This is a genomic window from Streptomyces sp. R11 (genome assembly GCF_041051905.1).
Taxonomy (GTDB): Bacteria; Actinomycetota; Actinomycetes; order Streptomycetales; family Streptomycetaceae; genus Streptomyces.
The window spans coordinates 8,797,222-8,822,904 of the sequence record NZ_CP163432.1 but is presented as its reverse complement, the minus strand read 5'-3'; the positions used below and the strand labels follow the sequence as shown (position 1 = coordinate 8,822,904).

The following is a 25,683-nucleotide window of genomic DNA, read 5'->3' as shown; positions in this document are numbered from 1 at the left end:
GGGCCGGGTCGGGCGGATGCGACGGGGGCGGAGCGAGTGGGCAGAGAGGTGTGGAGCGGCAGCGCCGGGATCGAGGCGGCCGACGCCGTGTTCGAGTTGATGAGGCGACTCATCGACAACTTCCGGGACAACCCGCCGGTGACGCCGCTGGTGGTACTGCAGGCCACCGAGGAGGACGACAGCGGCACGCTCGACCGGCGGGTGGAACAGGTCGTGGACTTCGTCCGCCAGGGCCATCAGCCGCGGGGGCTGATCGCCAAACGGCTGGACGGCGGAGGCGGCGTGGACGCCTACTCCTCCGCGATCGACATGGTGCGCCAGCTGTGCGAGCACCCTTGGGACAACCAGAGCCAGTCGCAGTACAAGCCGTTCGCCTTTCCGCGCTCACGGCTGCTGCGGGCCGTCGAGCAGGCCGCGCCGGAGGTCGGCGGTGAGGTCAGCACGGTGTGGTCCGCGGCCCAGCGCCGCGAGCGGCTGATGCGACGGCTGGCCGAGCTGCGCTGGCGTCCGGGGCGCGACCCGGACGGCGCCGACGAGGAGAACCGCGCCTCGGCGCTGGCGGACACCGTCGGCGCCGTGGTGAACCCGTCCGGTTTCGTGGGGGCGATGTTCATCGCCTGCCTGAGCGTGCTGCTGGGCGAGGGCGGTTGGCAGACGGCTGTGTGGGGCGGCGCCCTGGCCTTGGCCGCGTTCGGCGTGGCGCATCTGCTGGCGCGCAGCGCGCCGCCGCTGCTGTGGCTGCGCCGAGCCAGCCGCTGGTTCGCGACCACGACGTTCCTGGCGCCTTCGAGCGACCGGCCGGCCGCCGCCGAGTGGTCGCGGTGGCGGCCGACGAAGTCCTGGGAGACCATCCGCGGCCGCGCCTTCGCCGCGGCCCAGCAGATCGTCGCGGCCGAGACAGGTGATGTGACGGCACGTCAGTTCCATTTGGAGCTGCGGGTGCTGGCGTTGCTGGAGGACCTCCGCGAGAACTTCCGGCCGAGGACGCTGGACCTGCGGCGCCGTAAGCGCACGGTCCCGCCCGTGGTGTACCTGCCGTGCGCCACCGAGGACGACGGCGGCCTGCTGTTGCTGCGCGCGATCAGCAACGTACGCAGCCGCCGCAGCGAAGTGGACCCGCTGCTGGTGCTGGCCGCGATCCCGGCGGCCGAGCGGTTGCGTCCGCCGGGATCCGAGCAGTCCGGGGTGCCCACAGCGGAGCCCCGCCTGCCCGCCGCACCGTACCCGGATGGGTCCGCGGGGGCGGATCCGGAGCGCGCCTACGGAGCGGACGCCAGGTACCAGGAGTGGGTGACCGGCCTCAACGTCGGCCAGTCCCCCGGGCGCGCGGCCGCGCTGCCGTGGATCCTGCGGATACCGCTGTCCGCCGACGAGTTGGTCCGCCGGCACTCCACGCAGCACTCCACCACCAGGATCCGCCGTACGGCGGCCTGGCTGCTGTGGTCCAGGCCCTGCCTGGCGGTGGTCCTCGCCATCGCCCTCGGCCTCGGCTTCCTGGGCAACCGGTGGATGGCCGAGCGCTACTGCGAGGGCCGACTGGTCGGCTCCAACACGGACTCCGTCCTGGTGGGCGGCGAGTGCGTGGGGGTCGCGACCGGGGACGTACGGCTGGCCGCGGGCAACGCGCTGGAACTGTACGGCGCCGGCAAGGGCATCACCTTCGACGCCGTCGAGCAGGCGATCCGGGCCGAGAACGCGAAGATCGGTCCGAAGGACAAGTACGTGACGATCGTCTACGCCGGCCCGGTCACCGCGGCCGACGAGTCCGGCACCCGCAAGGGGCTCGAGGAGATCACGGGCGTCTACCTCTACCAGCGCTACGCCAATGTCAGCACCCACCAGCCGACGAAGATAAGAGTCCTGCTGGCCAACGCGGGCGAGAACATGCTCCAAGTGCTGCCCATGGCCCGGCACATAGCCGAGCTGGCCCGGCGCGACCGGTCGGTCGTCGGCGTCGTCGGCCTGGGACGGGACACGACGGAGAGCGATGACGCCGTGGAGATCCTCAAGGGCGCGGGCCTGCCCGTGGTGAGCACCACCAACTCCGGGAGCCATCTGGCGCGGGAGTTGTCGAACTGGTTCGGTCTGGCCGCCACCGACGAGGAGGAGGCGAACGCGCTGCTCGTCGTCGCCAAGCAGCTCGCCCGGCGCGAGGACGACGGCCGGGCCGTGGTGCTGGCCCGCAAGGTCGGCAGCGAGAAGGACTTCTACACGACCGAGCAGGCCAGAGTGGGCAAGGGCATGCTGGACCGGGCCGGCTTCACCTTGCTTCCCTCCCGGTCCTACCGGCTCAGCCCCAACGGCGAACCGGAACTCACCGACCCGGTCGAGGCGATCTGCGCCAGTGACCCCGTACCCCGGGCCCTGTACTTCGCGGGCCGGGTGGAGGACGTCCCCAACCTGATGTCCCAGCTCGGCTCCACGCCGGGCTGCTCCGGGCAGCACATGACCGTGTTCACCGGCGACGACCTGACCAAGAGCAACTACGACGAGGGCGAGAGTCTGCGCATCCCACCGGAGGTCACCCTGTACCACTTCGCGTTGGCACCGATGGACCTCGTCGGCGCGACCGGCTTCTACCAGGACTCCCACCGCGTGCTCAGCGAGCTGCTCCCGGCGGGCACGTCGGCGACCGCGCTCGCCGACCCCGCCCGGCCGTGGAACGACGCGCTGTTCTCCAGCGGTCAGTCGGTACTGGCCTACAGCGCCACCGCGGTGCTGTACCGGGCCTCGAAGAACGGCGACGCCCCGCAGACCGCTCCGGAGACCTGGGCCGACCTGCGCTGGCGCCCCAACCCGAACCTGCCGGTCGGCACGGTCAGTTTCGCGGGCAGTCAGCCGTACGCCGACCAGCGGGGGCACGGCTACAAGATCGTGCGGGTCACCTACCGCGACCACAAGGTGCGCTCGGCGACCGTGTGCGGGCGCCCGGCGGGAAGCGACCAGCCGCTCTCCGCACCGCCGGGCCGCAAGGGGGCCGACCCTCGTACGGTGTGCCGGGAGGAGTGATCCCGACGGCACGGCACCTCACGCAGGCGCCCTGTGTATGCTGACGGCTGTTCGTGTCAACAGGTGATCAGAGAACAGGGAGGTGGGGTCGATGACCGCGCTCGTGGCCACCGTGCGCAGTGTCCGGGTCTCCCTCACGTCCCGGGCCGTGGCCTGACGCCATCCTGTCCGCCCTCGCTGGGAGCGTGAGCTCGCGGGGCGCCTGCACGAACACCACATTGAAACGGATCATCATCCATCATGCGCAACTGGATCACGCGCGCTGAGACCAGCGCCGACATCCCCGCCGTCCGCGACATCAACCTGGCCGCGTTCGAGACTCCCTTGGAGGCCGACCTCGTCGACGCACTGCGCGCCGACCCCGCCTGGATCGAGGGCCTGTCTCTCGTCGCCACGGACGACGACGGCCGCCCCGTCGGCTACGCCCTGCTGACCCGCTGCCACATCGGCGAGGTCCCGGCCCTGTGCCTGGCCCCGTGCGCCGTGCGGCCCGAGCAGCAAAGCAGCGGCGCCGGCTCCGCAGTCATCCGCGCCGCCCTCACAGCGGCCAAGGAGAAGGCCGAGCACTACGTCGTCGTCCTCGGGCACCCGACGTACTACCCCCGGTTCGGCTTCAACCGGGCCTCCGCACACGGCATCGGCCTGACCATCGACGTACCCGACGAGGCCCTGATGGCCCTCACGTTGGACGCCGCCCACCCGCTGCCCGGCGGAACCGTCCGCTACGCCGCGCCGTTCGGCATCTGACCGGCCCGCGGTGCGAGGCCACGGCACCGGCCTCGCACCGCGACCTCTGCCAGGCCTTCGCCGGTCTGGAGAATCCTGACCGGGGATGATCGCGTCTTCGCCCTGGGGGCGCCGACCGCCACTCAGCCGCGGCCGCCCCGCACGGCCGCGAGGCACTCGTCGTACAGGTCGGCCAGGTCGAGTCGTCCGTCGTGCCTGGCCCAGAGCTCGGTCGCCGTGTCGATACAGGCGAAGACCGTCGCGACGATCGCCTTGGCACGCGGGTCGGGGGCCGGGCCCGGGCCGGACGCGGCGCCCAGCCGTGCCTGGACGACCGGGACGAGTGCGGCCTGCCAGCGCAGCCGCTTCTCGATGTAGCGGGCGTGCAGTGAGGGAGTGTCGAAGATGAGACGGGACAGCTCCAGCACCCGCTCCGGGGTGTGGTTGGCGGTCAGGACGACCTCGAATCCGGCACGCAGGGCATCCCAGACGGACGCCTCGGCCGGCTGCTGCTCGACGGTCCGCTTCAGCAGCTCGCCCAGCGCTTCCTGGTCCCCGCAGACCAGGTCCTCCTTGGTGCCGAAGTAGCGGAACAGAGACCGCTGCGAGATCCCTGCCTCGCGTGCGATCTGCGCGATCGTCGTCCGCTCATAGCCCTGCTCGGCGAACAGGCGAACCGCCGTGTCCAGGATTTCCTGGACGGCGACCTGCCGCGAGCGGTCCCACAAGGTCGTCATGAACATCAGGCTACTCCTCTAGACAGCAGCCGCCTACCTGGCATTAACTGCCAGAAAAGCAGCGACTGAAAGAAGGGCAGCCATGACAGCCGTCGACTACCACGGGCAGACCACACTGATCACCGGAGCCAGCGCGGGTCTCGGCGCAGAGTTCGCCCGTCAGCTCGCCGCCCGCGGTTCGGATCTGGTGCTGGTCGCCCGCCGCAGGGAACGTCTGGAGGAGCTGGCGGCCGAGCTGCGTGCAGATCGCCGGATCCAGGTCCACGTGGTCCCGATGGACCTGGCCACGGACAATCCCGGGTAGGCGCTGGCCGCGCACGTCGAGCGGCTCGGCCTGCACGTCACCAGCCTGATCAACAACGCCGGGTTCGCCACCTTCGGTCCCTTCCACCGCACGGATCCGGAACGGATGCGCCGGGAGATCGCCGTCGACGTGACCGCGGTGGCCGACATCAGCCACGCCTTCATCGAGCAACTGCGTACGGCAGGGCGCGGGGTACTCGTCAACGTGGCGAGCATGGCCGCCTACCAGCCCAACCCGCGGATGGCGCTCTACGGGGCGACGAAGGCCTTCGTGCTGAGCCTCACCGAGGCGTTGTGGGAGGAGTCGCGGGGCACGGGTCTGCGGGTGCTGGCGCTGTCCCCCGGCGCCACCCGGACCGAGTTCTTCGACGTCGCGGGCACCACGCAGGCCGCCGGAGGGATGCGGCTCGCCTCCCCCGTCGACGTCGTCCGCACCGCGCTCGGCACCCTGGACCGCAGGAACCCGCCGCCCAGCGTCATCGCAGGGCGCATGAACCGGGTGATGGCCTTCCTCGCCCGCCGCCTGGCCACCCGACGGCAGGTCATCAGGGTCATCGGCCGGCTCACGGCCGACGCGGCATGACGAGGGACGCGGTCGGATCAACCACGGTCAACAAGGTGGACGGCCGAGACGTCCCGCCTCACCTGTCCGCCTCGGTCAGCGCCGGCGTCAGCCCGGACCAGGGGTTGGGTGGTTCTCCCGTCACCGGTCCGCACACACCCGCGCCCCGCTCCTGCGCGGTCCTCATGGCGAGCGGCACGAGCGGTTCGGGCACGCCGTAGACGAGGTGGCACAGCCGGTCGGCGGGCAGTCGCTCGGTCCACGAGGGGCGGCTGAAGTCCGACACGTACCTCGACCAGGGGCCCTCGAAGGTGACCGTAAGGTCGGCGAGCCGGGCGTAACCGGGCGCGGGATGGACGCCGGGGTTGAGGACGACGGTCGAGGCCCCGAGGCGGCGGGCGGAGCGGACCAGGCGGCGGCAGTCCGGCAACGCGTCCGGGGCTGCCGGCACCTGGTCCAGGAAGCAGCCGTCGACGGCGTACCACTCCTGATGCCGGCGCAGATCCGCGGTGATCTCGGCGGGTTCACGGGCTCCGTAGTCCGTGTCCAGGTAGCCCAGCAGGCGGGCTCCGGCCGCGCGCAGTGCCTCGGCCGCCTTGACGAACGCCGGATCCGGGGCCCGGCCGGGGCCGTTCGCCGGGTTCAGTACGACGCCGTAGGTGCGCGCGGCGCGCGTGATGAGCCGGTGCCAGGCGCCCGGGTCCTCGGCCGGATGCACGTACAGCGGAATCAGCAGGCTCACCGCGCCGGAGCCCCCTCGGCGCTGCGGGCCCGTGGGCGGATGGCCGCCCACAGTGCCTCCAGAGACGCGTCGAGGGTGTGGGACGGCGACCAACCCAGGGCGTCGCGGGCGGCGGTGATGTCCGAGCACTGCCACGACACCTGCGCGGAGCGGGCCGATCCGCCGGACTCCGCCTCGTCGATCCGGCCGCGGAAACCGGCCGCGTCCGCGAGCCCCCGCACCAGGTCCCGCACCGGACGGGCGTCACCGCCGCCGATGTTGAGCACCGGCGGCAGTGGTCCCGCGGCGGTGACCGCCAGTTGGGCCGCCCGCGCCACGTCGCGTACGTCCACGAAGTCGCGGTATGCGGAGAGGTCACCGAGCCGCAGCGTCGCCACCGGGTCGTCCCCGGCGCCCGCGAGCAGAGCGGCGACGCGGCCGGGCAGCCCGGTGGGCGGGGCCCCCGGGCCCACCGGGTTCCCCACCCGCAGCACCACCGCGTCCAGCCCGGACGCGGTCACCGCCACCGTGCCGGCCAGCTTGGTCGCGCCGTACGGGCCGGCCGGCCGGGTCGCCGCCGACTCCGTGACCCGCGCTCCGGCCCCGGTGGTTCCGTACTCGGCTGCCGAGCCCAGATGGACCAGGCGGGCCCCGGGCGCCGCAGCCCGCAGTGCCGCGCACAGCACGGCCGGGCCGCGGGCGTTCACCTCCGCGAGGGTGACGGTGTCGCCCCCGGTCGCGCCGGCGCAGTTGACGACGGCGTCGGGCGCGACGTCGGCCAGAGCCGCCGCCAGTTCCTGCGGACGATCGGCGGCCAGGTCCACCCTGACGTCGGCGGCAGGCGAGCGGCCGCCGACGAGGACCCGCGCGTCGGGCAGGGTGCGCAGGTGCTCGGCGACGTGCGTGCCCAGGTAGCCGGTGGCGCCGAGTACGAGGATGTGCATGGCTCCTCAGGCCCCCTTGAGCAGCAGCGACTTGCGGCTGGTGAACTCCGCGTTGGCCCGGTCGTAGTCGTCGGGGCGGCCGATGTCCAGCCAGTAGCCGTCGAACTCGTAGGCGTGCGGCGGGCGTCCGGCCGCGAGCAGGTCCATCACCAGCTCGTCGAAGCCGAGCGGCAGCCCGGGCGTGTAGCCGTCGAGGGTGGCCCGGGAGACGCCGTAGACGCCCATGGAAACCCGGTAGTCGATGCTGGGCTTCTCGGTGAAGGCGACCACCCGGCTGGCGTCGGTGGTCAGCACCCCGAAGTCGATGTGCACCTTGCGGGCGTAGGTGGCGATGGTCAGGGGCGTGCCGGACGCCTCGTGCCTGCGCAGCACGTCGGCGTAGTCGAGGTCGGTGAGCACATCGCCGTTCATGACCAGGAAGTTCTCGGGCAGCCGGTCGCGCAGGGTGAGCAGGGGGCCCATGGTGCCGAGCGGGCTCTCCTCGGTGGCGTAGTCGACGCTCAGGCCCCACTGGGTGCCGTCGCCGACGTAGGCACGGATGATCTCGCCGAGGTGGCCGATGGCGATGGTGCAGCGCGTGAAGCCGGCCGTGGACAGCTGGCGCAGCACGATCTCCAGAATGGCGTGCTGGTCGCCGATGGGGACGAGCGGCTTGGGCAGCGCGGTGGTGTACGGCCGCAGCCGGACGCCCTTCCCTCCGGCCAGGATGACTGCATGCATGACATACCTCCTGCGGGTACGTGCCGGACGGGTCAGATGTTGTAGATGCCGGTCTTGTAGCGGGCCAGGTTGGCCGGATCGACGAACCACCGGGCGGTTCGCGCGAGCCCTTCCTCCAGCGTGTGGCCGGGCTGCCAGCCGGTCGCGGCGGCCAGCCGGCTCGCGTCGGCGACGAGCCGCATCACCTCGGAAGCCGCGGGCCGCAGGCGTTCGGCGTCCTCGCGGACGTCGAGGGGGGCGTCCATGACCTTGCCGATCAGCGCGACGAGGTCACCGACGGAGATCTCGCCGCCGGTCCCGGCGTTGAAGGTGCGGCCGACGACCTGCTCGGCCGGGGCGGTGCCCACCGCGAGGAACGCCCGCGCGGTGTCCTCGACGAAGGTGAAGTCCCGGGTGGGACGCAGGTCGCCGAGCGTGATGGTGCGCTGCCCTGCCGCCACCTGACCGATGACGGTGGGGATGACCGCGCGCATCGACTGGCGCGGGCCGAAGGTGTTGAAGGGCCGCAGCGTCACCACGGGGGTGCCGAAACTGGCGTGGTAGCTGTCGGCCAGCCGGTCACCGCCCGCCTTCGAAGCGGCGTACGGGGACTGCGTGTTGATGGGGTGGTCCTCGGTGATCGGCACGGTCTGCGCGGTGCCGTACGTCTCGCTGGTCGAGGTGTGCACCAGGCGCGGCGTCTCCAGGGTGCGCACCGCCTCCAGCACGTTGAGGGTGCCGGTGACATTGGTGTCCACGTAGCTGTGCGGGGCCTGGTAGGAGTACGGGATCGCGATGAGCGCGGCCAAGTGGTAGGCGCAGTCGGCGCCGTCGAGCAGGCCGCGTACCGAGCCGGGATCTCGTACGTCGCCGAGGACGATCTCCACCTGGTCGAGGACGTCGGAGGGCAGGGTCTCCAACCAGCCGTAGGAGGAGAAGGAGTTGTACTGGGCCATGGCCCTCACACGGTGGCCGGAGGCGACCAGCGCCTCGGTGAGATGCGAGCCGATGAAGCCTTCTGCTCCGGTGACGGCGGCGAGCGGTGCGGAGGTCAACTCGTTGTCCCTTCGTAGTGGTCGTCGGACGGGAGACCCGGTGTGGACGGGCTGCGGGTCCGTGGTCCGCCAGGGGTGGTTCGCGTGGTCAGGCGTGCGGGGAGGGCCGGCCGAGCAGGCGTATCGCGCAGGCCGCGAGACAGACCGCGGCCACACCGCAGGCGGACGGCAGCACGGCCGGTCCGGGTGGCAGGTGCAGCAAGGTCACCGCTCCGGCCGCGCCGGCGGCGGCCAGGCAGAGAACGGCGGGCGGCCAGGCCACCCCGAACGCCTGCAGGAGCAGGGCGGTCCACAGGGCCGCCGCGAGCAGGAGGAGCGAGGCCTCGGAGTCGGTGAGCAGGGCCGCCGGCAGCAGCAACAGCAGATAGCCGGACAGGCACAGGCCGAGCACCGCGGCCGAGCGCACCAGGAACGTACCGGGGGTCGCGCTGACCCGTAACGCGGCGACCGACCAGCCGCGGTAGCGGTACAGCAGCCACTCCGCGGGGCCCATGCTGAGGGTCAGTGCGATCACCGCGTACGGCTGCCGCCGGCCTTCCAGCATGACGAGCACCGCCGCGGCGAGTCCGAACAGGCCGTACGGCACGGATGCGCGAAGTCGCGGCCGCCCGGCGTCGGACGCTGCCTGGCCTGCGCGCCCCGCCCACAGGACTCGTGCGGCGGCCACCGACGTGCCCAGCAGGGCCAGGAGGGGCAGCCCGACCCGCAGTTCCGGTCCGGGCTCCCACCACGGGAGCACCGCGGCGCCCGCGATGAGCGGGCTGAGCGCGGCCAGCAGCAGTCGCTCGCGGCCCAGGACGAGCAGCACGCTCGCTCCGGCCAGGTACAGCGACTGGGCCGCCGCCACTCCGATGGCCAACACGCCGTCGGCGGGCAGCGCGGCGAGGGCCGTGGCCACCGCGGCGCCCAGCGCGGACCCGGTCAGCAACGTGCCTGACGCCTCCCGGCGTCCGGTCACCAGCCGCAGGTGCGCGCGATGGCCCAGTGCCTGTCCCCACGCCCACGAGGCGATGCCCGCGACGATCAGTACGGGGGCGTGCCGGTCGATGGGCCACAGCGGCGCGATGAGCAGGTAGGCCAGGGCGGGCAACGCGAAGAGCACGCCGCGCAGCAGGCAGCGCAGGGTGTCGGGTCGCCATGGGTCGGTCGCCGGTGGCGGCTCGGGGAACGTGCGGGGCACCCTCTCGTACAGCGCGGTCGCCAGCGAGAAGAGGTTGGGGTGGCCGTACCGCTCCTTGATCAGCGAGGCGGACAGGCCCTCCGCCTCCAGCAGGGCCGCCACCTCGTAGGGATGGACGGCGGGCCCTATGGCGTCGGCGAGTTCGGCGGCGAGCGTGCTCACCGCCTCCTCGTCGGGACCGTGGCCCGGCAGCCGTATCGCGAGTGTGGCATCGTCCAGGGCCCAGCGTGGGCGGCGGCGCGGCGGACGGGGTTCGGCCAGCCGCAGGGCAAGGGTGTCCTGCCCCGCGTCGCCGGGTTCGAGGGATATCGGTCCGCTCATCCGGTGAGGCTCCTCGTGCCGGTGACCGCGGGGGCGGGCAGCACGACTCTGGCGGGCAACTCCGCTTTCCCTGCGGCCAGTTCGTGGTAGATGGCGCGGAACGTGTCGATGGTCTGCCGCAGGGTGAACTGCTCGATCACCCGCAGCCGCGCCGCCTCGCCCATCGCCCGGCGCCGGACGGGGTCGTCCAGCAGTTCCAGGGCGGCGGCGGCCATGGCGGCCGGGTCGCGCGGCGGCACCACCAGGCCGGTGTCGCCGACGGCCTCGCGCACCCCTCCGACATCGGTGGAGACGGTCGCCCGGCCGCACGACATGGCCTCGATCAGCGTGAACGGGAAGCCCTCGCTGATGCTGGACAGCATCACCACGTTCCCGGCCGCGTAGGCGTCCTTGATGTCGTCGACGCGGCCCTCGAAGGTCACCGCGTCGCCGTGCCCCAGCTCTGCGGCCAGGGCCTCGCAGCGCTCGCGGTATGCCTCTCCGCCGCGGGGCGTGCCCCCGAACAACCGCAGGCGGGCGTCCGGCAGCCGGTCCCGGACGAGGGCGAAGGCGCGGATCAGGGTCTCCAGGTCCTTGATCGGGTCGACCCGCCCGGCCCAGCTCAGGGTGAGGGTCTCCGGCTCCGGACCGGCCGGCGGGAACGCGGCGGGATCGACGCCGTTGTAGACGGTGCGGATCGACTCCGGGTCGGCGCCGCCCTGCTCCTCCCACAGCCGGTTGTAGCGATTGCCCGGGGTGATCAGGGCCGCCTGGCGGTAACTCTCCTCCGCCAGCAGCCGGAAGAAGCCGAGGATCACCGCCTTGACGGGCCAGCGGTACGGCGCGGTGCGGTATCCGAGGTAGCGCTCGCGCAGATAGACCCCGTGCTCGGTGAGCAGCAGCGGGACCCCGTACCGCTCGCGTGCGGCGAGCCCCGGCAGGACGGCGACGCCTCCGCTGACGGCGTGCGCGACGCCGTCCTGCGGCGACGGTGCGGCCAGCGGGCGCAGCGCGTGTTCGAGCAGGGCGGTGGCGGTGAGCGCGTCGTGCAGGGTCGGCCGCGCCTCGCGCACGGCCAGCCCGGGACGCGTCCATACGGCGGTCAGGATGGTGATCGCCGTGTCGCCCCGCAGGAAAGGGCTGAGTTCGCCGCTCGCCGCCGCCCGCGCCATGGTGTGCAGGGCGGGTGCGAAGCCGCCCTCGGCGCCGGGGTCGACGAGCGCGGTCAGGAACCGCTCGTACGCGTCGGTGAGCCGCCTGCGGGACCGGCCGCGCGGTGGGCGGCCTTCCGGAGCGGCGCCCCACATGGGCATGGACAGGACGCCGCGGACATGGTCGGGGAGGTCCCACACGAGCGGCTCCCGTCCGGTGCCGGTGACGGCGATGACGTCGAACTCGATGTCGGGCATGCCGGTGACGAGCTGGTCGCACCAGACGCTCACACCGCCGTGACTGTGCGGGTAGGTGCCTTCGGTGAGCAGGGTGACGCGCGCGGCGTCGTTGCGTCGCGCGCCGTGGTGAACGTGCATTGATGTGCTCCACGGCCGAGGTGTGGGGAGGGGTGCCGGTCCCGGCCTGCCGACGGGCGGCCGGGACCTCGCTGCCGGTGCGCCGGTCAGTTCCCCGCGGGAAGGACCGGCTCGGCCACGCCCTCGGGCACGCGGGCGTCCGGTGCCGGGTCGGTGGCCGGCGCGGAGCCGCCCGTGCCGGGGGCCGTGGAGGAGGCCGCGGGCTGCGGCAGGGTGAGGGTGAGCGGCTCGGCGGCCTGGGTGGTCCACCCGGACCGTTCGCCCGCGTACGCCTCGCCGAAGGCCGAGCCGGCCTGTGTGGTGCCCTCGGGCATGGTGGCGGGGACGGACACGCCACCGGGGCTGTCGACGGTGACGGTGTCACCGATCCGGTAGGCGATGACCTGCCCGTCGCCCACCGCGGCCCGCCAGGAGGCGCGCTGCCTCAGCTCGTTGCCGATGTCCTTCATCCGCAGGTTGACCATCGGCGTGTTCTGCGCGAACAGCGTGTCGTAGGTGTTGAGCACGCCGTCCAGGACCGGGTAGGCGATCCGGTCCTCGGCCAGGTTGGACTGGTGGATGAAGTGCGGCTTGGGGTCGTTGCCGAGGACATGGCCGAGGGCGATCTGCCGCTCCAGGGGCACGATGTGCTGCGCGTAGCCGGTGGCCGTGTCGAGCGGCGCGGCCAGGCAGGTCGTGGTGTCCGGGTTGTCCTCGCAGATGCCGCTGCCGCCCTGCGCCCGGCCGGTGTAGATCCAGTTGTACTCGTCGACCTGCTCGGCCGCCCGGCCCGCGTTGTAGAAGATGTTCATCGGGTAGCGCGGGACCGTCGTCGCGGGCCCGACCTGCCGCTGGCCGGGCTCGCGGGAGTTGTCCGAGGCCAGCCAGCCGATGCCGGTGTCGGCGAGGGCGAGCGCCAGGTTGGGGTTGTCGGCCGACTGCTGCGGCAGCACCCGCAGCCCGGAGTGCTCGCCGGTCACCAACTCGTCGTTGTTCAGCGGCAGCTGGGCCTGCTGCCCCCACACCTGGTTGTGCGCGATCTCGTCGGCGACGTCGGCGCGGCTGACCCACTTGGTGCTGCCGTCGGCGTTGGTGGCGCACCGCCACGGCACGACCGAGGTGTCCTGTTCGCAGCCGAGGAAGGCATGCGTGTAGGTGTGGTTGATCCAGCGGAACTCGGCGCGCTCGGCGATGAGCCGGTCGGCCAGCGGGTCGGCTCCGTTGTTGTCCTCACGGTGGTCTACGCTGCCGGCGCCGTTGTAGGCGAGGTCGAGGGTGAAGTCGCGCTCGCGCTGCCAGGAGACGGCGTGGTCGACGTCGGCGGCCGTCATCCTGATCGGGTCGGGCGTGGCGTCGGGGTCGGTGCAGTCCACGTCGCCCGGTGTGCAGTTGAGCGTGGAGTTCCAGCGGTCGTCGGCGGCGAACACGTCGTCGACGTGTACGGCGAAGTAGTTGCGGGAGGCGCCCAGGTGCACCCCGCCGGTCATCCACTCGACGATGCCGCGGGCCAGCAGCCGGAACTGCTGCTGGTACTGGTTGTAGACGAACGTGACGACGAGCTCACGCCGCCCGTCGTGCCGGTACTCCCCCACCAGCGAGCCCTGCTTGCTGGTGCCCGGGATCGGCGCCTGCACGTACGGGGTGAAGTCGGCGCCGGCCATCGGCGTGGACAGGAACGCGTAACTCTCGCCGACGGTGGGCGAGTTGTCCTCGAACGGCACCGGCCCGTCGAGGTAGTCGAACGGACCAGCCCGCCCGGCATCGGTCACCTGCGCCTGCACACCGTCGACGCTGCCCGAGTAGCCCCCGTACACCGGGTACTGGAGTCCCGCCTCCGGGCGGGCGTAGGTGTACGCGTCGACCTGCGGGATGTCGTAGGCCTTCTCGTACGCGACCAGCGCGGCCATCTCGGGCGAGTTCGCCGGGAACGGGTTGTCGTTGGGCAGGACGACCGCCTGGAACTTGGCCCGGTCCCGGCCGTCCACGGTGTCCGCGAGATATCCGGCATCGATCACCGGGCGGCCGGACTGCGTGAGGTCGATCTGCGTGTAGGGCGTTCCCGCGGTGTCCAGTTCGGCGGCGATGGCGTCGGTGGCCGGCCCGCCGTCGCTGACGACGAGCACCCGCAGGTCGATGCGGGGCGGCGGCGGGTCCGCGGCATGTGCGGCCGGTACACCGAAGGCGGCTATGAGCGCGCCCGTCGTGAGCAGCGTGGTGCTTAAGGTCCGCTTCATGCGGTGCTGTCCCCTCCCAGGGCAGGGGCGAGCACGGCTCCGCTGAGCGAACGCACCCCCGCGCGTGACGCCGGCTTCCCCCTCAGAGACCGGTCGTCGACGCATCCGTCGCGTCAAATAGTGAGGTATCTGTGGAGCTTTAGTGGTCTTGCTGCGCAACCTGACGGAAAAACGCAGGTGCGTCGCGAACGACCCCTCCGGGCCGAAAGCACCCTCGGTGGTGGATCACGGAAGACGGCGGCGGGGCGCTTCGGGATCTACGCTCCAGGTGAGAGGGGGGAATACGGCATCGGCGGGCCACTGGGGGACACGGGTTCGACCGCCACTGGTATGGACCGGTGGGCGGGGGTGGCTGCGGGCCGGTTTCAGGTCATCCTCTGCGTCAGTCCATGTTCGAGCTGGACAGAGCTTCGGTGATCATGCGGGTGGCGAAGTCCCGGTCGCCGGTGATCCGGTTGATGTGCTCCGCGAGCAGGAAGGCCGTGGCTTCCAGGGGGTTCATCTCGTCCCCGGTCCAGTCTCCGAACTGCTTGCGCCACAGGCTGGGGCTCAGCCCGGTGCCGGCCGCGACGACCAGAGCGGCCATGGTGGGGATGGACTCCGCAGGGATGCTCTTTGGCATCATGCGCAGCGATCCCACGAAGCTGGGCACCACGTACTCGATGACGTCCCTGTCGTGGTCCTCGTAGGCCATCCGCAGCCACTGCACGAACATGTAGATGAGCGTGCACGCGCCGTCCACCAGGTCATCGACTTCCCCGGGGCCCAGTGAGGCGATGAACTGGTCGACCAACTGCTGCTGTTCGGGGTCGGTCTCGGACTTGCCCTCGTAGATGGTTCTGAGCCGAGAGTCGATCATCATGAGCGCTGCACCTACATCGCCGACCGGAGCGTACTGGGGGTCGCAGGGCGATGACACAGGATTCCTCCTCGGACGACCGTGAACGACGCGAACGCAAACGCAGCGCAAGGCAGCGCAACTCGTCCGTACCGTAGCCCGCCGACGAGACGACGTCCTGACGAATCAGGATGAGGGTCCTTCCGGGCTACGCCCAGCTGGCCAACCCCCAGTGGCCGGCCGTACAACCCCTGACCGCGGTGACGTGTCTTCACCACTGACCGGAACGCCTCCGAGCGTTTCTTCCCAACTCGTTCCAACGGGGGAACACATGAGCTTGGCACGCACTCGTACCCGCACCCGCCGCGGCACCGCCGTGGCCCTCACCATGCTGATGGCGGCCGCACTCGGCGCCGCCGGTGCCGGATCCTCGACGGCCGGCACCGCAGCGGCGGCGCCGCAGACACGGCAGATCGCCTCGTCCGTCCTCGGCAGTGACTACAAGATCACGCTGACCGCCCTCCGATCGACACAGGACGAGTACGCCGCCTCCGTACGCCTGCAGGTCTACACGCAGTCCGGCGGCGCCTGGAAGGAGTCCGACCGCGTCACCGTGGGCGATGTGGACGGCTGGTTCTGGTTCCCCCTCACCGGCGCGAACGCCGTCTGCCAACTCTCCACGGCAAGCACCGAACCCGCCCCGCTGACGGTGAGCCTGCTCCTCACTCCGTCCCTCGGCTGCTCCGAACCGACCCACTTCGTCATCAAGGACGGCCGGGTATACGCCGACTGACCAACAGCCCCCTCACTGGCCCCCGGCGGAATCACAAGTCCTCACCGCCACGCACCAGTTCGCGCCCCGTAGGCTGATCGACAAGTTCGACGCGGTCCGGACTTGGGGGGATGCCTGATGGGTGTGGCGGACGTGTTCGAGGTGCGGTCTGTCCCGGAGTTGCTCGTCGGGAACTCCTCACGCCATGGCGACAAGGTCGCGTCCGCCGATGACCGGCGCACGCTGAGCTGGGCCGAACTGGAGCGTCGGACGGCTCGGTTGGCGGTGCGGCTGGCCGACCGTCGTGGCGCATGGCCGATGCGTGACCGAAGGCCGTTTGGGCCGCGCGCTGGAGGGTGTCCTCGATCCGCTGCTCGGCGACTTCGTGACGTGCCACTTCCTTGATCCTCATGTACGTCATCCTGGCAGCACCCACTGACAATGCGGCACGCGTACATGTGGACTTCGAAGTTCCTCGTCAGCCCGGGTCAGCTGTCGTCGGTTGAGTTCGGCAGGATCAGATCCCGCCCTCGACCTCGCGCCAGAAGTCACCGACCCGTGCGTTGAACGCGTCCGGCGACTCCTGGAACGGCTGATGAGCCTCCCCCGCCAGGATCTCGAAGCGGGCGCCCGGGATGGCGTCGGCCACGATCCGCCCGAACCGCGGAGGCGTGGTGATGTCCAGTTCGCCGGCCAGGACGAGGGTCGGTGCCGTGATGCCGGGCAGCCGGTCGAGTGTGTCGTGGGGCGCGAAGCCCTCCAGTTGACGCTGGAAGGCCTCGGCGGACTGCGCGTACGGGAAGGCGAGCGTCTCCTCGATGAACCGCTCCACCGTGCCGTCGGCGTGGGCGCGGGGCGTGTAGATCCACAGATAGAACGCCTCCAGCATGGCGCGCTCGTCCGGCGCCTGGGTCGCCAGCCACTGCCAGAAGCGGGTCATGCCGGTGAAGTAGGCGTCCGCGCGTGCCCACGTACTCGTGAGGACGAGGCTGCGGACAGCTTCGGGGTGACGGAGTGCCAGCTCCTGCGCAATCGCACTGCCGCCCGAGAAACTGACGACATGCGCCCTGTCGACCTGGTACGCACGGAGCAGTTCCGCGGCATCGTCCGCCATCATCGCCACGGACATGGGCCCGTCGGGCAGCGGTGTCCGCCCCGCCCCCCGGTTGTCGAAGGCGATCACTCGGTACCGGTCCGACAGCCCGTCGAGCTGCGCCTGCCACGCCTCGGCGGGATCGCTCAGCCCTGCGATCAGCAGAACGCCGGGCCCTTGGCCACAGCTCTCGGTCCAGATCGTGGTTCCGTTGGCTTCCACGTACGCGCCCATGGAAAACACCTGCCCCAGGACGCCGACGTCGTCACCGCAGCGGCCCCGACTGACCGGAAATTCCCCTGGCCGGCGGCATGACAGCGTGTGTGACGGCCGTGCCGGGGCATTCGGTCTGCCGGGAGGTCTCCATGGACACGAGTGCGTTGGCACGGACAGGACGGTTCCGGGCCGAGCGGGCAGCGCGAGGTTCGGTCACCGAGGGGGCGGCGCGGGCAGGTCTCGCCGCCCGGGGAGTGATCTATCTGCTCGTCGGTGCGCTGGCGCTGCAGATCGCCTTCGGCATCACCGGCGAACAGGCCGACCGCGGCGGGGCGTTGGAGGAACTGTCGCACAAGCCCTTTGGTGCGGTACTGCTGTGGGCGCTGGGCGTCGGCCTCGTCGGGATGGCCCTGTGGCGGCTGTCCGAGGCGCTGTTCGGCTCCGTCGGGAAGGACGGCCGCAGCGCGCGCAAGCGCGCGCTGGCGACCGTCCGCTGCGCTTTCTACGTCTTCGTCGCCTACTCGGTGCTGTCCTTCGCGGCGAGCCGGAACCAGAGCGGCGGCGGATCCAGCGACCAGCAGTCGCGGGACGCCACCGCCAGGGCACTGGAGATACCCGCCGGCCAGTGGCTGGTCGCGGCGGCCGGCATCGGCGTCGTCGTGGCCGGCGGCTGGATCGCCGTACGGGCCGTTCTGCGGAAGTACCACGACAAGCTCAAGCTCGGGCAGCTGAGCCGCCGGGCACGGCAGCTGGTGGACGTCACCGGTGTGGTGGGGGGTGTGGCGCGCGGGCTGGTGTTCGCCGTGGCGGGAGTCTTCGCCGTCCGGGCGGCGATCGACTACGAGCCCGACCGGGCGAAGGGGCTGGACGACACTCTGCGTACATTCGCCGACACTCCGCTCGGCCCATGGCTGCTGGCCTGCGTCGCAGCGGGGCTGATGCTGTTCGGTGTGTTCTCGTTCGCCATGGCTCGCTGGCAACGTGTGTGAGCGGCGTCGTGCTGGAAACACGAAGCAGATGAGCGATTCCGAGATTCCGAATGGCGACGGCCGGCCCGTGGACGCGTACCTGGACCTCCTGCGCATCCGGATGGACACGGAGGACTACCGCCTTCTGCGGCGCCTGGTGGAACCGGTCCTCCAGGCGATCGCCGAGGAGCGCCTCTCCGGCCTCGACGTCGCGCTCGACTCCGGGGGCGGCGACGAGCTGCCTCAGGAGGTGCGCGACGAGGCCGCCCTGGTCATCGCCACCGCCGTCACCGGTCGTATGGACAACGAAGTGGTCGAGATCGACGTCGACGACACCGGCCCGGTCCGCATCGTCACGGACGCGACCACCGCTTCCGATCCCGCCCGCCTCAGCGAGATCGCCGACTACATCAGGGAACGACACAGGGAGACAGAAGAGCTGCGGGGAATTGCCGAGGCAAGCGGGCTGCCCACGGACTTCTGAGCGGCGGCGGGAGCGGCGGGCACCATCCGATCGGGCCGTGCCCGCCGCACCAGCACGCTCCGAAGCCCGAGTACGCGCATCACGAGGCAGGTGCGTTCGGCTCCGAAGGTGACCCGCTGTCGCCACCCGTGCCCAGGACGCCACGTCCGACGGCGAAGAGCCGCGCACACCGTTGCGCCATGGCCTCGGGCGACTGGTCGGGGTGGTTGATCCACCAGCGGACCAGGGCGGTGCAAAGGCCCCGCCAAGCATGCTTGAGCGCGTCGGCGTCGAGCGGATCGCCGGCACCGTCCGCGTACACGAGATCGGCGGTGCCGATCGCCGCCAGGTCGTCGATGGCACCGCGGTAGTACGCCGCGCGGTCGGCGGCGTCGCTGTCCGGAGGCAGTGACGCGTCGTACAGGACGAACCACGCCTCGCGCTGCCCGTCCAGAGCCGTGAACAGGCCGTGCAGCACACGCAGGGGCGTGGGCGGCCCACCGGTGTCGCCCACAGCCATCGCGGCGCGGATCGCTTGGAGCAGCCGGTCGCCGATCGGGTTCAGGCAGGCGAGGTAGAGATCCTGCTTGCTGCCGAAGTACTGGTGCACCAGCGGCTTGGTGACGCCCACGCGCGCTGCGACGGCCGCCACGGTCGTGGCTTCGTAGCCGTGCCGACCGAACTCCTCCGTCGCCGCAGCCAGGACCTGCTGTTCGCGTGCGGCCCGTGGCACGCCCTTGGTACCGGCCTTGGAGTTCAGTCTTGTCATGAACTCCAATTTACCCTACGGTAATTTACCGTAGGGTAAATTCAATCCGCCGGGAGCGCCGCCATGCCCGAGTCCGCGATCCATCCGATCGACCCCGGCGCCTCCCGCCCCCGCTCCTGGTGGGGCTGGGGCTACACCGACGCCCACCCCGAGGACGCCGAATGCGCCGCCCTGGGCGCCCTGCTGCCGGGCACCCTGGCCCGCCCACTGCCGATACCCCGGGTCTCCGACCTGGCCATCGGCCGCCCCGGCGTGAAGCCGCCGGCCGCCCTCGCGCACCTGGTCACCGACGACCCGGAGGCCCGCGCCGCGCACGCCATGGGCAAGGCCTACCGCGACGTCATCCGGGCCCTGCGCGGCCGCCCCCGCCGGATCCCCGACCTTGTGGCCCGCCCGACCGGCGACCAGCAGGTGGCCGACCTGCTGGAGTGGGCCGGCGAGCACGGCGTGGCCGTCATCCCCTTCGGCGGCGGCTCCTCGGTGGTCGGCGGCGTGGAGTACCGCGGCGGCGCCCACCGTGCTGTGCTGTCGCTCGACCTGACCTCGATGGACCGGGTCCTGGAGATCGACACCGCCAGTCGCGCCGCCCGCATTCAGGCAGGGGCCCTCGGCCCCGCACTGGAGGCGCAGCTGCGGCCGCACAACCTCACGCTGCGCCACTTCCCGCAGAGCTTCGAGTTCTCCACCCTCGGCGGCTGGCTGGCCACCCGGGCCGGGGGCCATTACGCCACCCTTCACACGCACATCGACGACTTCGTGCAGTCCCTGCGCGTGATCACGCCCTCGGGAGCGGGCACGTCCTGGCGGCTGCCCGCGTCCGGTGCGGGGCCGTCGCCCGACCGGCTGTTCCTCGGATCCGAGGGCACGCTGGGCGTCATCACCGAGGCGTGGATGCGGCTGCAGGAGCGCCCCCGGTTCAAGGCCTCGGCATCGGTGGCCTTCGCCGACTTCCACCGTGCCCTGGACGCGGTGCGCGCGATCGCCCAGTCCGACCTCTTCCCTGCCAACTGTCGCCTGCTCGACCCCGGCGAGGCCGCGCTGTCCGGCGCCTCGCACGACGGTTCCGCGGTCCTGGTCCTGGGCTTCGAGTCCGCCACCGCCCGGGTCGACGATCGCCTCGCGACCGCCCTGGACCTGGCCCGCGCCCACGGCGGTCGCGGCGAGGCACCGACGGCCCACGGCGACGCGCCGGCCGACGGGCCCGTTAACGCCTGGCGCTCCGCCTTCCTGCGTATGCCCTATCTGCGCGACGGCCTGGCCCGCATGGGCGCCGTGGTCGAGACCTTCGAGACCGCCACCACGTGGGACCGGATCCCCGCCCTGATCGAGGCCGTCCGCACCGAAGTCGGCGCCGCCGCGTTGAAGGCCACCGGACACGAGGCCGCCATCAACTGCCGCCTGACCCACGTCTACCCCGACGGCGCGGCCCCCTACTTCACCGTGGCCGTCGCCGGCCGCCCCGGCGACGAGGTCGAGGTCTGGGACGACATCAAGGCCGTAGTGACCGACCTCCTGCACCGCCACCACGCCACGGTCACCCACCACCACGCCGTCGGCCGCGACCACCGCCCCGGCTACGACCTCCAACGCCCGGAGCCCTTCGCACTGGCTCTGCGCGCAACCAAGAACGCCTTGGACCCCCACCGGATCCTCAACCCCGGCGTCCTGCTCGACTGACGGAAGGGGACGCGCGTCCGGGATCGCTCAACGGCAGCGCATCAAGTGGGAGCACCGGCCCAGGCGGTCAACGCGCGGGCCCGCTGATCACCACGTTCGTCGGCATCCCCGGTCCGGTTGGCCCAGGCCACGTGCCCGTCGGGTCGTACGAGGACCTCGCGCACCCCGTCCAGCTCCGCATGCTCGTCGTACGTGTCGACACTCACGGCCGTGACCCGGTCGGCGTACCCGGAGTCGACGGCCGCTTTCGGACCCTGGTCCCCGGCCGGCGAGAGCAGAACGAAGCGGCCCTGGTGGAGCAGCTCGTACACCCGTGTCGCCTCCGAGTCCACGGCCTTCAGTCCGACGTCGGGCATGCGCCGCCCCACCAATGGATCAGCGTCCGGGACCGTCGGAGGATAGGCGGTGCCGAGTGCTGAAATCTGGTCGGCGAGCCGCCTGTTGACCTCCGGCATGCCCAGCAGCCGGTCGAGCAACCCCCGCAGCGCGGCGCCCGGTCGCTCGTACCGCGGGACGAGTGTCAGCTCCACGAGCAGGGTCTGGATCTCGGTGTTCTCCGTGACCGACTGTCCGACCGGCCGACGCTCCGCGTCGTAGCTGTCGAGCATCCCGGGCGGCGCCCAGTTGTTGATGGCGGCCGCCAGCTTCCAGCCCAGGTTCATGGCGTCCTGGAGCCCGGTGTTGAGCCCTTGCCCGGCCGCCGGGAAGTGGATGTGGGCGGCGTCGCCCGCCAGCAGGACGCGCCCGGAGCGGTAGCTCGCCGCGAGCCGGGTCGCGTTGCCGAAGCGCGACAGCCAGCGGGGCTCAGCGATGCCGTAGTCGGAGCCGACGATACGGATGAGGGACGTGCGGAACTCCTCAAGGGTCACCGATTCCAGGGACGGCACGCGCATCCGCTCCGGGTCCAGGTAGACGATCCGGGTCAGCCCTTCTTCGAGCGGCGCGATGATCAGCCCACGGGCCCGCGCGTCGTCGAGCGCGCCGGGCTGCGGGTCCATGACGGCGAAGTCCCCGAGCACTCCGGTCAGGGTCTCGTCCGTGCCCGGGAAGTCGATCCCCGCGGCCCGTCGTACCACGCTGCGTCCGCCGTCGCAGCCGACCGCGTACCGCGCGCGCAGTGTCTCGGTACGGTTCCCTTGGCCGCGCACCTCCACGGCGACCCCGGCGCTGTCCTGACGCACGCCGACGGTCTCGTGCCCCCGGCTGATCTCCACACCCAGCTCGTGCGCCCGCTCCTGGAGGAGGGCCTCGGTGCGGGCCTGTGCCAGGAAGAGCGTGTAGCCGTGCCGGGAGTCCAGGCGGCTGAAGTCCAGGTGTGTGGGCAGCCCGGCGAAGTGCCAGCCCGGCACGGTCCGGCCGACCCGGAGGAACCGGTCGAGCAGCCCCCGCTGGTCCATCAGTTCCACGCTGCGCGGGTGCAGGCTCAGCGCCCGCGAGTCGCGCTGCGCTTCAGTGCGGCGCTCCAGGATCCGGGTACGTACGCCTGCCAGCGCCAACTCGCAGGCGAGCATGAGCCCGGTCGGGCCGGCACCCACGACGATCACGTCGACGTCCATCAGAATCGCGCCTCCCATTTAGTGAACAGCGTTCACGTGAACGCCGTTCACTATAGTGAGAGCCATGAGTTCCACGTCAACCCCCGCCCGTGGACGGCCCGCGCGGCTCGACCCTGTGCGCACCGTCGAAACGGCACTCGACCTGCTGGATCAGTCCGGCCTCGAAGCACTGACCATGCGGCGGCTCGCCGATGCGATGGGCGTCCAAGCCGGTGCGCTGTACCGCTACTTCGCGACCAAGCAGGACCTGCTGACGGCGATGGCGGAGAGGATGCTCGCGAGCTTGGCGGAATCAGACGGGGAGGCGACCGACGGCGACTGGAGCGAGCAACTGGCCACCCTCGCCCACGCGATGCGCGCGGCACTGCTCGCCCATCGCGACGGCGCGCGCGTCTTCGCCGGCACGCACTCCACCGGGGCGAACACCCTGCGCTTCGCCGACCGCCTCGTCGGAGTTCTGCGCGATGCGGGATTCACCGACGAACAGGCCGCCCGGGCCCTGTTCGCGGTGGTCAACTTCACCGTGGGACACACCCTGGAGGAACAGGCGGCCCTCCAGCCGGAGAGCGGGGCTCCGGCAGCTACGGAAGTCCTGCACGCCGCGGTGACAGCAGGCTCGTATCCACATCTCAGCGCCACCCTGCCCACGCTGACCAGCACCGACTTCACGCCCCACTTCGAGTTCGGGCTCGGCCTGGTGACGGAGGGACTGCGAGTTCGTCGGGGCTGAGCTCCAGTTCCGGCTCAGCGGGGCCGCACCACCGGCACCGCACTCCTCGACCGGCCCGACGGCCGCGTCCCACTCGATCTTGTCGGTCGTGCGGCATACGGTGTTCGTGTCCCCCTTTCCACGCCACCGCAGCCAGGCACCGACGGGACGAAGGAGTCCGTGATGGGACTGTACGAGGATGTCTTCCGTGCCAGCACAGAGGACCCGGAGCGCTTCTGGCTGACGGCGGCGGAGGCCATCGACTGGGACGTCGCTCCGCAGCGCGCCCTGGACTCCTCCGGCGCCCCGTTCTACCGCTGGTTTCCCGACGGGCGACTCAACGTCTGTTTCAACGCGCTCGACCGGCACGTCGAAGCCGGCCGCGGCGACCAGCCGGCGCTTGTCCACGACTCCCCCGTCACCGGCACGCAACGCACCTACACCTACGCGCAATTGAGGGACGAGGTGGCCGCCTTCGCCGGGGCGCTCGCGCAGCTCGGTGTGGGGCGGGGCGACCGGGTGGTGATCTATATGCCGATGGTGCCGGAGGCCGCCGTCGCGATGCTGGCCTGTGCGCGCATCGGCGCGGTCCACTCCGTCGTCTTCGGCGGGTTCGCCCCGCACGATCTGGCCCTCCGTATCGACGACGCCGCGCCCAAGGTGGTCGTCTCCGCCTCCTGCGGCGTCGAGGGCAAGCGTGTCATCGCGTACAAGCCGCTGCTCGACCGGGCGATCGAACTCGCCACTCACAAGCCGCAGAAGAGCGTCATCCTGCAACGACCGCAGGAGCAGGCCGAGTTGGGGCCGGACGATCTCGACTGGGCCGGGCTGGTCGCCGCCGCACCGCCGGCCGACTGCGTTCCCGTCGCCGCCACCGACCCCCTGTACATCCTCTACACGTCCGGAACGACCGGGAAACCCAAGGGAGTTGTGCGCGACAGCGGCGGCTATGCGGTCGCTCTGCACTGGTCGATGGGCGCCGTGTACGACGTGGGTCCGGGCGAGACGATGTTCACCGGCTCCGACGTCGGCTGGGTCGTCGGGCACTCGTACATCGTCTACGCGCCCCTGCTGGTCGGCGCGACGACGGTCCTGTACGAGGGCAAGCCGGTCGGCACCCCGGACGCGGGCCAGTTCTGGCGCGTCGCCGCCGAGTACCGGGTCAAGACCATGTTCACGGCGCCCACCGCCTTCCGGGCCATCCGCAAGGAGGACCCGAAGGGAGCGTTCACGGCTGACTACGATCTCTCCCACCTGCGCTATCTCTTCCTCGCCGGTGAACGGCTCGACCCCGAGACGTACCGTTGGGCCAGCGCCCTCCTGGACATCCCGGTGATCGACCACTGGTGGCAGACCGAGACCGGCTGGCCCATCGTCGCCAACCCGGTCGGCATCGAAGCCGCCCCACTCAAACCCGGCTCCCCCACACGCGCGCTGCCCGGCTGGGACGTCCGCATCTTCGACGCGTCCGGCGCCCCTGTCCCCCCGGGTGTCGACGGCGCGATCGTCGTGAGGCTCCCACTGCCGCCCGGTGCGTTGCCGACGCTCTGGAACGACGACGACCGCTACGTCGCCTCGTATCTCTCCGCCTTCGACGGCTACTACCTCACCGGCGACAGCGGGCACCTCGACGAGGACGGCTACGTGTTCGTCATGGGCCGTACCGACGACGTCATCAACGTCGCCGGACACCGGTTGTCGACCGGCAGCATGGAAGAGGCCCTGGCGGCCCATCCCGACGTCGCCGAATGCGCAGTCATCGGCGTCGCCGACGCCCTCAAGGGACAGGTGCCGCGCGGCTTCGTGGTCCTGAAGGCCGGTACCGCCCGCGAACCGGGCGAGGTCGAGGCCGAACTCGTCCAGCTCGTACGCGACCGCATCGGCGCCGTCGCCTCCCTCAAGGACGTCACGGTCGTGGCCGCTCTGCCCAAGACCCGCTCGGGGAAGATCCTGCGCAAGACGATGCGGGGCATCGCCGACGGCCACGACGAACCCATCCCCTCCACCGTGGACGACGCGAGCGTCATCGAGGCCCTGCGGCCCGTTCTCCGCCGCTCCGGTCACACCTCGTGAACGACTGGGTCCCGGCACGGACGACGAAGGCGCCGGTGCCGCTCACCCTTGGGCGGGCGGCACCGGGAACAGCATGCAGCTGCTGGTGGCATGCGCGAGCAGGCGATCCTTCGCGTCGACCAACTGCGCCTGCGCCAGAGCGGTTTGACGCCCCTGATTGACAACCGTACCGATGGCGCGCACCGTCCCGGTGTCCACGGTGATCCGCCGCAGGAACTTCACGGTCAGGTCGAGCGAGGTGTACGCCATGCCCTGCGGAAGGGTGGACTGGACGGCACACCCCGCGGCCGAGTCGAGCAGCGTGGCGAAGATGCCGCCGTGCACGCTGCCGATCGGGTTGTAGTGCTCCTCGCCCGGCGTCAGGGAGAACACCGCTCTGCCGGGTTCCACCTCGGCCAGGGTGAAGTCGAGGGTGTTGCTGACAGGCGGCCCCGGCAGCCGCCCGGCCTGCAGCTCACGCAGGAAGTCGATGCCTGCCATGCGTCCGGCGGCTTCCGCCAAGGGGACGGGATCGTCCCAGTAGTACGTACGTGTTCGTCCCACGGTCCAGCGCCTTCCGATCTGACTTCGT

General features: G+C 71.4%; 21 protein-coding genes and 1 pseudogene. 9 read left to right on the top strand and 13 right to left on the bottom strand.

What is annotated here, in order from left to right; translation table 11 throughout:
- Positions 1–36 precede the first annotated feature (36 nt).
- Together AB5J55_RS40750 and AB5J55_RS40745 are read left to right on the top strand one after the other, a co-directional pair.
- On the top strand, positions 37–3,009 hold the full coding sequence (locus AB5J55_RS40750; protein ID WP_369275463.1) for a hypothetical protein: 2,973 nt from the start codon (positions 37–39) through the stop codon (positions 3,007–3,009).
- Positions 3,010–3,249: 240 nt separating this feature from the next.
- Complete coding sequence (locus tag AB5J55_RS40745; RefSeq protein ID WP_369275462.1) at positions 3,250–3,756, top strand: GNAT family N-acetyltransferase; 507 nt, start codon at positions 3,250–3,252, stop codon at positions 3,754–3,756.
- A 122-nt stretch (positions 3,757–3,878) separates the two neighbouring features.
- Here the strand turns inward: AB5J55_RS40745 and AB5J55_RS40740 are convergent, their stop codons facing one another.
- The gene (locus AB5J55_RS40740; protein ID WP_369275461.1) at positions 3,879–4,472 is read right to left on the bottom strand and encodes a TetR/AcrR family transcriptional regulator; all 594 of its coding nucleotides are present in this window, start codon (positions 4,470–4,472) and stop codon (positions 3,879–3,881) included.
- Between the two features lie 82 nt (positions 4,473–4,554).
- Between AB5J55_RS40740 and AB5J55_RS40735 the strand changes: the two are divergent.
- A pseudogene (locus tag AB5J55_RS40735) lies at positions 4,555–5,358 on the top strand (SDR family NAD(P)-dependent oxidoreductase).
- Positions 5,359–5,416: 58 nt separating this feature from the next.
- Here the strand turns inward: AB5J55_RS40735 and AB5J55_RS40730 are convergent.
- The 8 genes from AB5J55_RS40730 to AB5J55_RS40695 all read right to left on the bottom strand — a co-directional run bounded on the left by AB5J55_RS40730 (position 5,417) and on the right by AB5J55_RS40695 (position 14,897).
- On the bottom strand, positions 5,417–6,079 hold the full coding sequence (locus AB5J55_RS40730) for a spherulation-specific family 4 protein (protein ID WP_369275460.1): 663 nt from the start codon (positions 6,077–6,079) through the stop codon (positions 5,417–5,419).
- The gene (locus AB5J55_RS40725; RefSeq protein WP_369275459.1) at positions 6,076–7,002 is read right to left on the bottom strand and encodes an NAD-dependent epimerase/dehydratase family protein; all 927 of its coding nucleotides are present in this window, start codon (positions 7,000–7,002) and stop codon (positions 6,076–6,078) included. The genes AB5J55_RS40730 and AB5J55_RS40725 overlap by 4 nt, the downstream gene beginning before the upstream one ends.
- Positions 7,003–7,008: 6 nt before the next feature.
- Positions 7,009–7,722 carry an NDP-sugar synthase gene (locus AB5J55_RS40720; RefSeq protein WP_369275458.1) on the bottom strand — a complete coding sequence of 238 codons (714 nt, stop codon included), beginning with the start codon at positions 7,720–7,722 and terminating at the stop codon, positions 7,009–7,011.
- Positions 7,723–7,754: 32 nt separating this feature from the next.
- Positions 7,755–8,756, bottom strand: coding sequence for a GDP-mannose 4,6-dehydratase (locus tag AB5J55_RS40715; protein ID WP_369275457.1), 1,002 nt, complete (start codon positions 8,754–8,756; stop codon positions 7,755–7,757).
- 88 nt (positions 8,757–8,844) lie between these two features.
- The gene (locus AB5J55_RS40710) at positions 8,845–10,257 is read right to left on the bottom strand and encodes a hypothetical protein (protein WP_369275456.1); all 1,413 of its coding nucleotides are present in this window, start codon (positions 10,255–10,257) and stop codon (positions 8,845–8,847) included.
- A complete protein-coding gene (gene pelF, locus AB5J55_RS40705; RefSeq protein WP_369275455.1) occupies positions 10,254–11,765 on the bottom strand; it encodes a GT4 family glycosyltransferase PelF in 1,512 nt (503 codons plus the stop codon). The genes AB5J55_RS40710 and pelF overlap by 4 nt, the downstream gene beginning before the upstream one ends.
- An 86-nt stretch (positions 11,766–11,851) precedes the next feature.
- The gene (locus AB5J55_RS40700; protein WP_369275454.1) at positions 11,852–13,978 is read right to left on the bottom strand and encodes a hypothetical protein; all 2,127 of its coding nucleotides are present in this window, start codon (positions 13,976–13,978) and stop codon (positions 11,852–11,854) included.
- A gap of 382 nt (positions 13,979–14,360) precedes the next feature.
- On the bottom strand, positions 14,361–14,897 hold the full coding sequence (locus AB5J55_RS40695) for a hypothetical protein (RefSeq protein ID WP_369275453.1): 537 nt from the start codon (positions 14,895–14,897) through the stop codon (positions 14,361–14,363).
- 250 nt (positions 14,898–15,147) lie between these two features.
- Here AB5J55_RS40695 and AB5J55_RS40690 point away from each other — a divergent pair, with 250 nt between their 5' ends.
- The gene (locus AB5J55_RS40690) at positions 15,148–15,609 is read left to right on the top strand and encodes a hypothetical protein (RefSeq protein ID WP_369275452.1); all 462 of its coding nucleotides are present in this window, start codon (positions 15,148–15,150) and stop codon (positions 15,607–15,609) included.
- Positions 15,610–16,105: 496 nt separating this feature from the next.
- Here AB5J55_RS40690 and AB5J55_RS40685 read toward each other — a convergent pair whose 3' ends face one another.
- Positions 16,106–16,915 carry an alpha/beta fold hydrolase gene (locus AB5J55_RS40685; protein ID WP_369275451.1) on the bottom strand — a complete coding sequence of 270 codons (810 nt, stop codon included), beginning with the start codon at positions 16,913–16,915 and terminating at the stop codon, positions 16,106–16,108.
- Positions 16,916–17,046: 131 nt separating this feature from the next.
- Here AB5J55_RS40685 and AB5J55_RS40680 point away from each other — a divergent pair, with 131 nt between their 5' ends.
- Both AB5J55_RS40680 and AB5J55_RS40675 read left to right on the top strand, forming a co-directional pair.
- Positions 17,047–17,886: a DUF1206 domain-containing protein gene (locus AB5J55_RS40680; protein WP_369275450.1), complete on the top strand. Its 840-nt coding sequence runs from the start codon at positions 17,047–17,049 to the stop codon at positions 17,884–17,886.
- A 28-nt stretch (positions 17,887–17,914) separates the two neighbouring features.
- Positions 17,915–18,349: a hypothetical protein gene (locus tag AB5J55_RS40675; protein ID WP_369275449.1), complete on the top strand. Its 435-nt coding sequence runs from the start codon at positions 17,915–17,917 to the stop codon at positions 18,347–18,349.
- A gap of 79 nt (positions 18,350–18,428) precedes the next feature.
- On the opposite strand, the gene AB5J55_RS40670 is transcribed toward AB5J55_RS40675, so the two are convergent.
- Positions 18,429–19,097, bottom strand: coding sequence for a TetR/AcrR family transcriptional regulator (locus AB5J55_RS40670; protein ID WP_369275448.1), 669 nt, complete (start codon positions 19,095–19,097; stop codon positions 18,429–18,431).
- Positions 19,098–19,160: 63 nt separating this feature from the next.
- Here AB5J55_RS40670 and AB5J55_RS40665 point away from each other — a divergent pair, with 63 nt between their 5' ends.
- Positions 19,161–20,774: an FAD-binding oxidoreductase gene (locus tag AB5J55_RS40665; RefSeq protein WP_369275447.1), complete on the top strand. Its 1,614-nt coding sequence runs from the start codon at positions 19,161–19,163 to the stop codon at positions 20,772–20,774.
- A 41-nt stretch (positions 20,775–20,815) separates the two neighbouring features.
- Here AB5J55_RS40665 and AB5J55_RS40660 read toward each other — a convergent pair whose 3' ends face one another.
- Positions 20,816–22,330, bottom strand: a complete 1,515-nt coding sequence (locus tag AB5J55_RS40660; RefSeq protein WP_369276438.1) for a monooxygenase — start codon at positions 22,328–22,330, stop codon at positions 20,816–20,818.
- 64 nt (positions 22,331–22,394) lie between these two features.
- Here AB5J55_RS40660 and AB5J55_RS40655 point away from each other — a divergent pair, with 64 nt between their 5' ends.
- Positions 22,395–23,060: a TetR/AcrR family transcriptional regulator gene (locus AB5J55_RS40655; RefSeq protein WP_369275446.1), complete on the top strand. Its 666-nt coding sequence runs from the start codon at positions 22,395–22,397 to the stop codon at positions 23,058–23,060.
- 162 nt (positions 23,061–23,222) lie between these two features.
- A complete protein-coding gene (locus tag AB5J55_RS40650; RefSeq protein ID WP_369275445.1) occupies positions 23,223–25,112 on the top strand; it encodes a propionyl-CoA synthetase in 1,890 nt (629 codons plus the stop codon).
- Between the two features lie 42 nt (positions 25,113–25,154).
- Here AB5J55_RS40650 and AB5J55_RS40645 read toward each other — a convergent pair whose 3' ends face one another.
- Positions 25,155–25,655, bottom strand: coding sequence for a PaaI family thioesterase (locus tag AB5J55_RS40645; protein WP_369275444.1), 501 nt, complete (start codon positions 25,653–25,655; stop codon positions 25,155–25,157).
- Positions 25,656–25,683 lie beyond the last annotated feature (28 nt).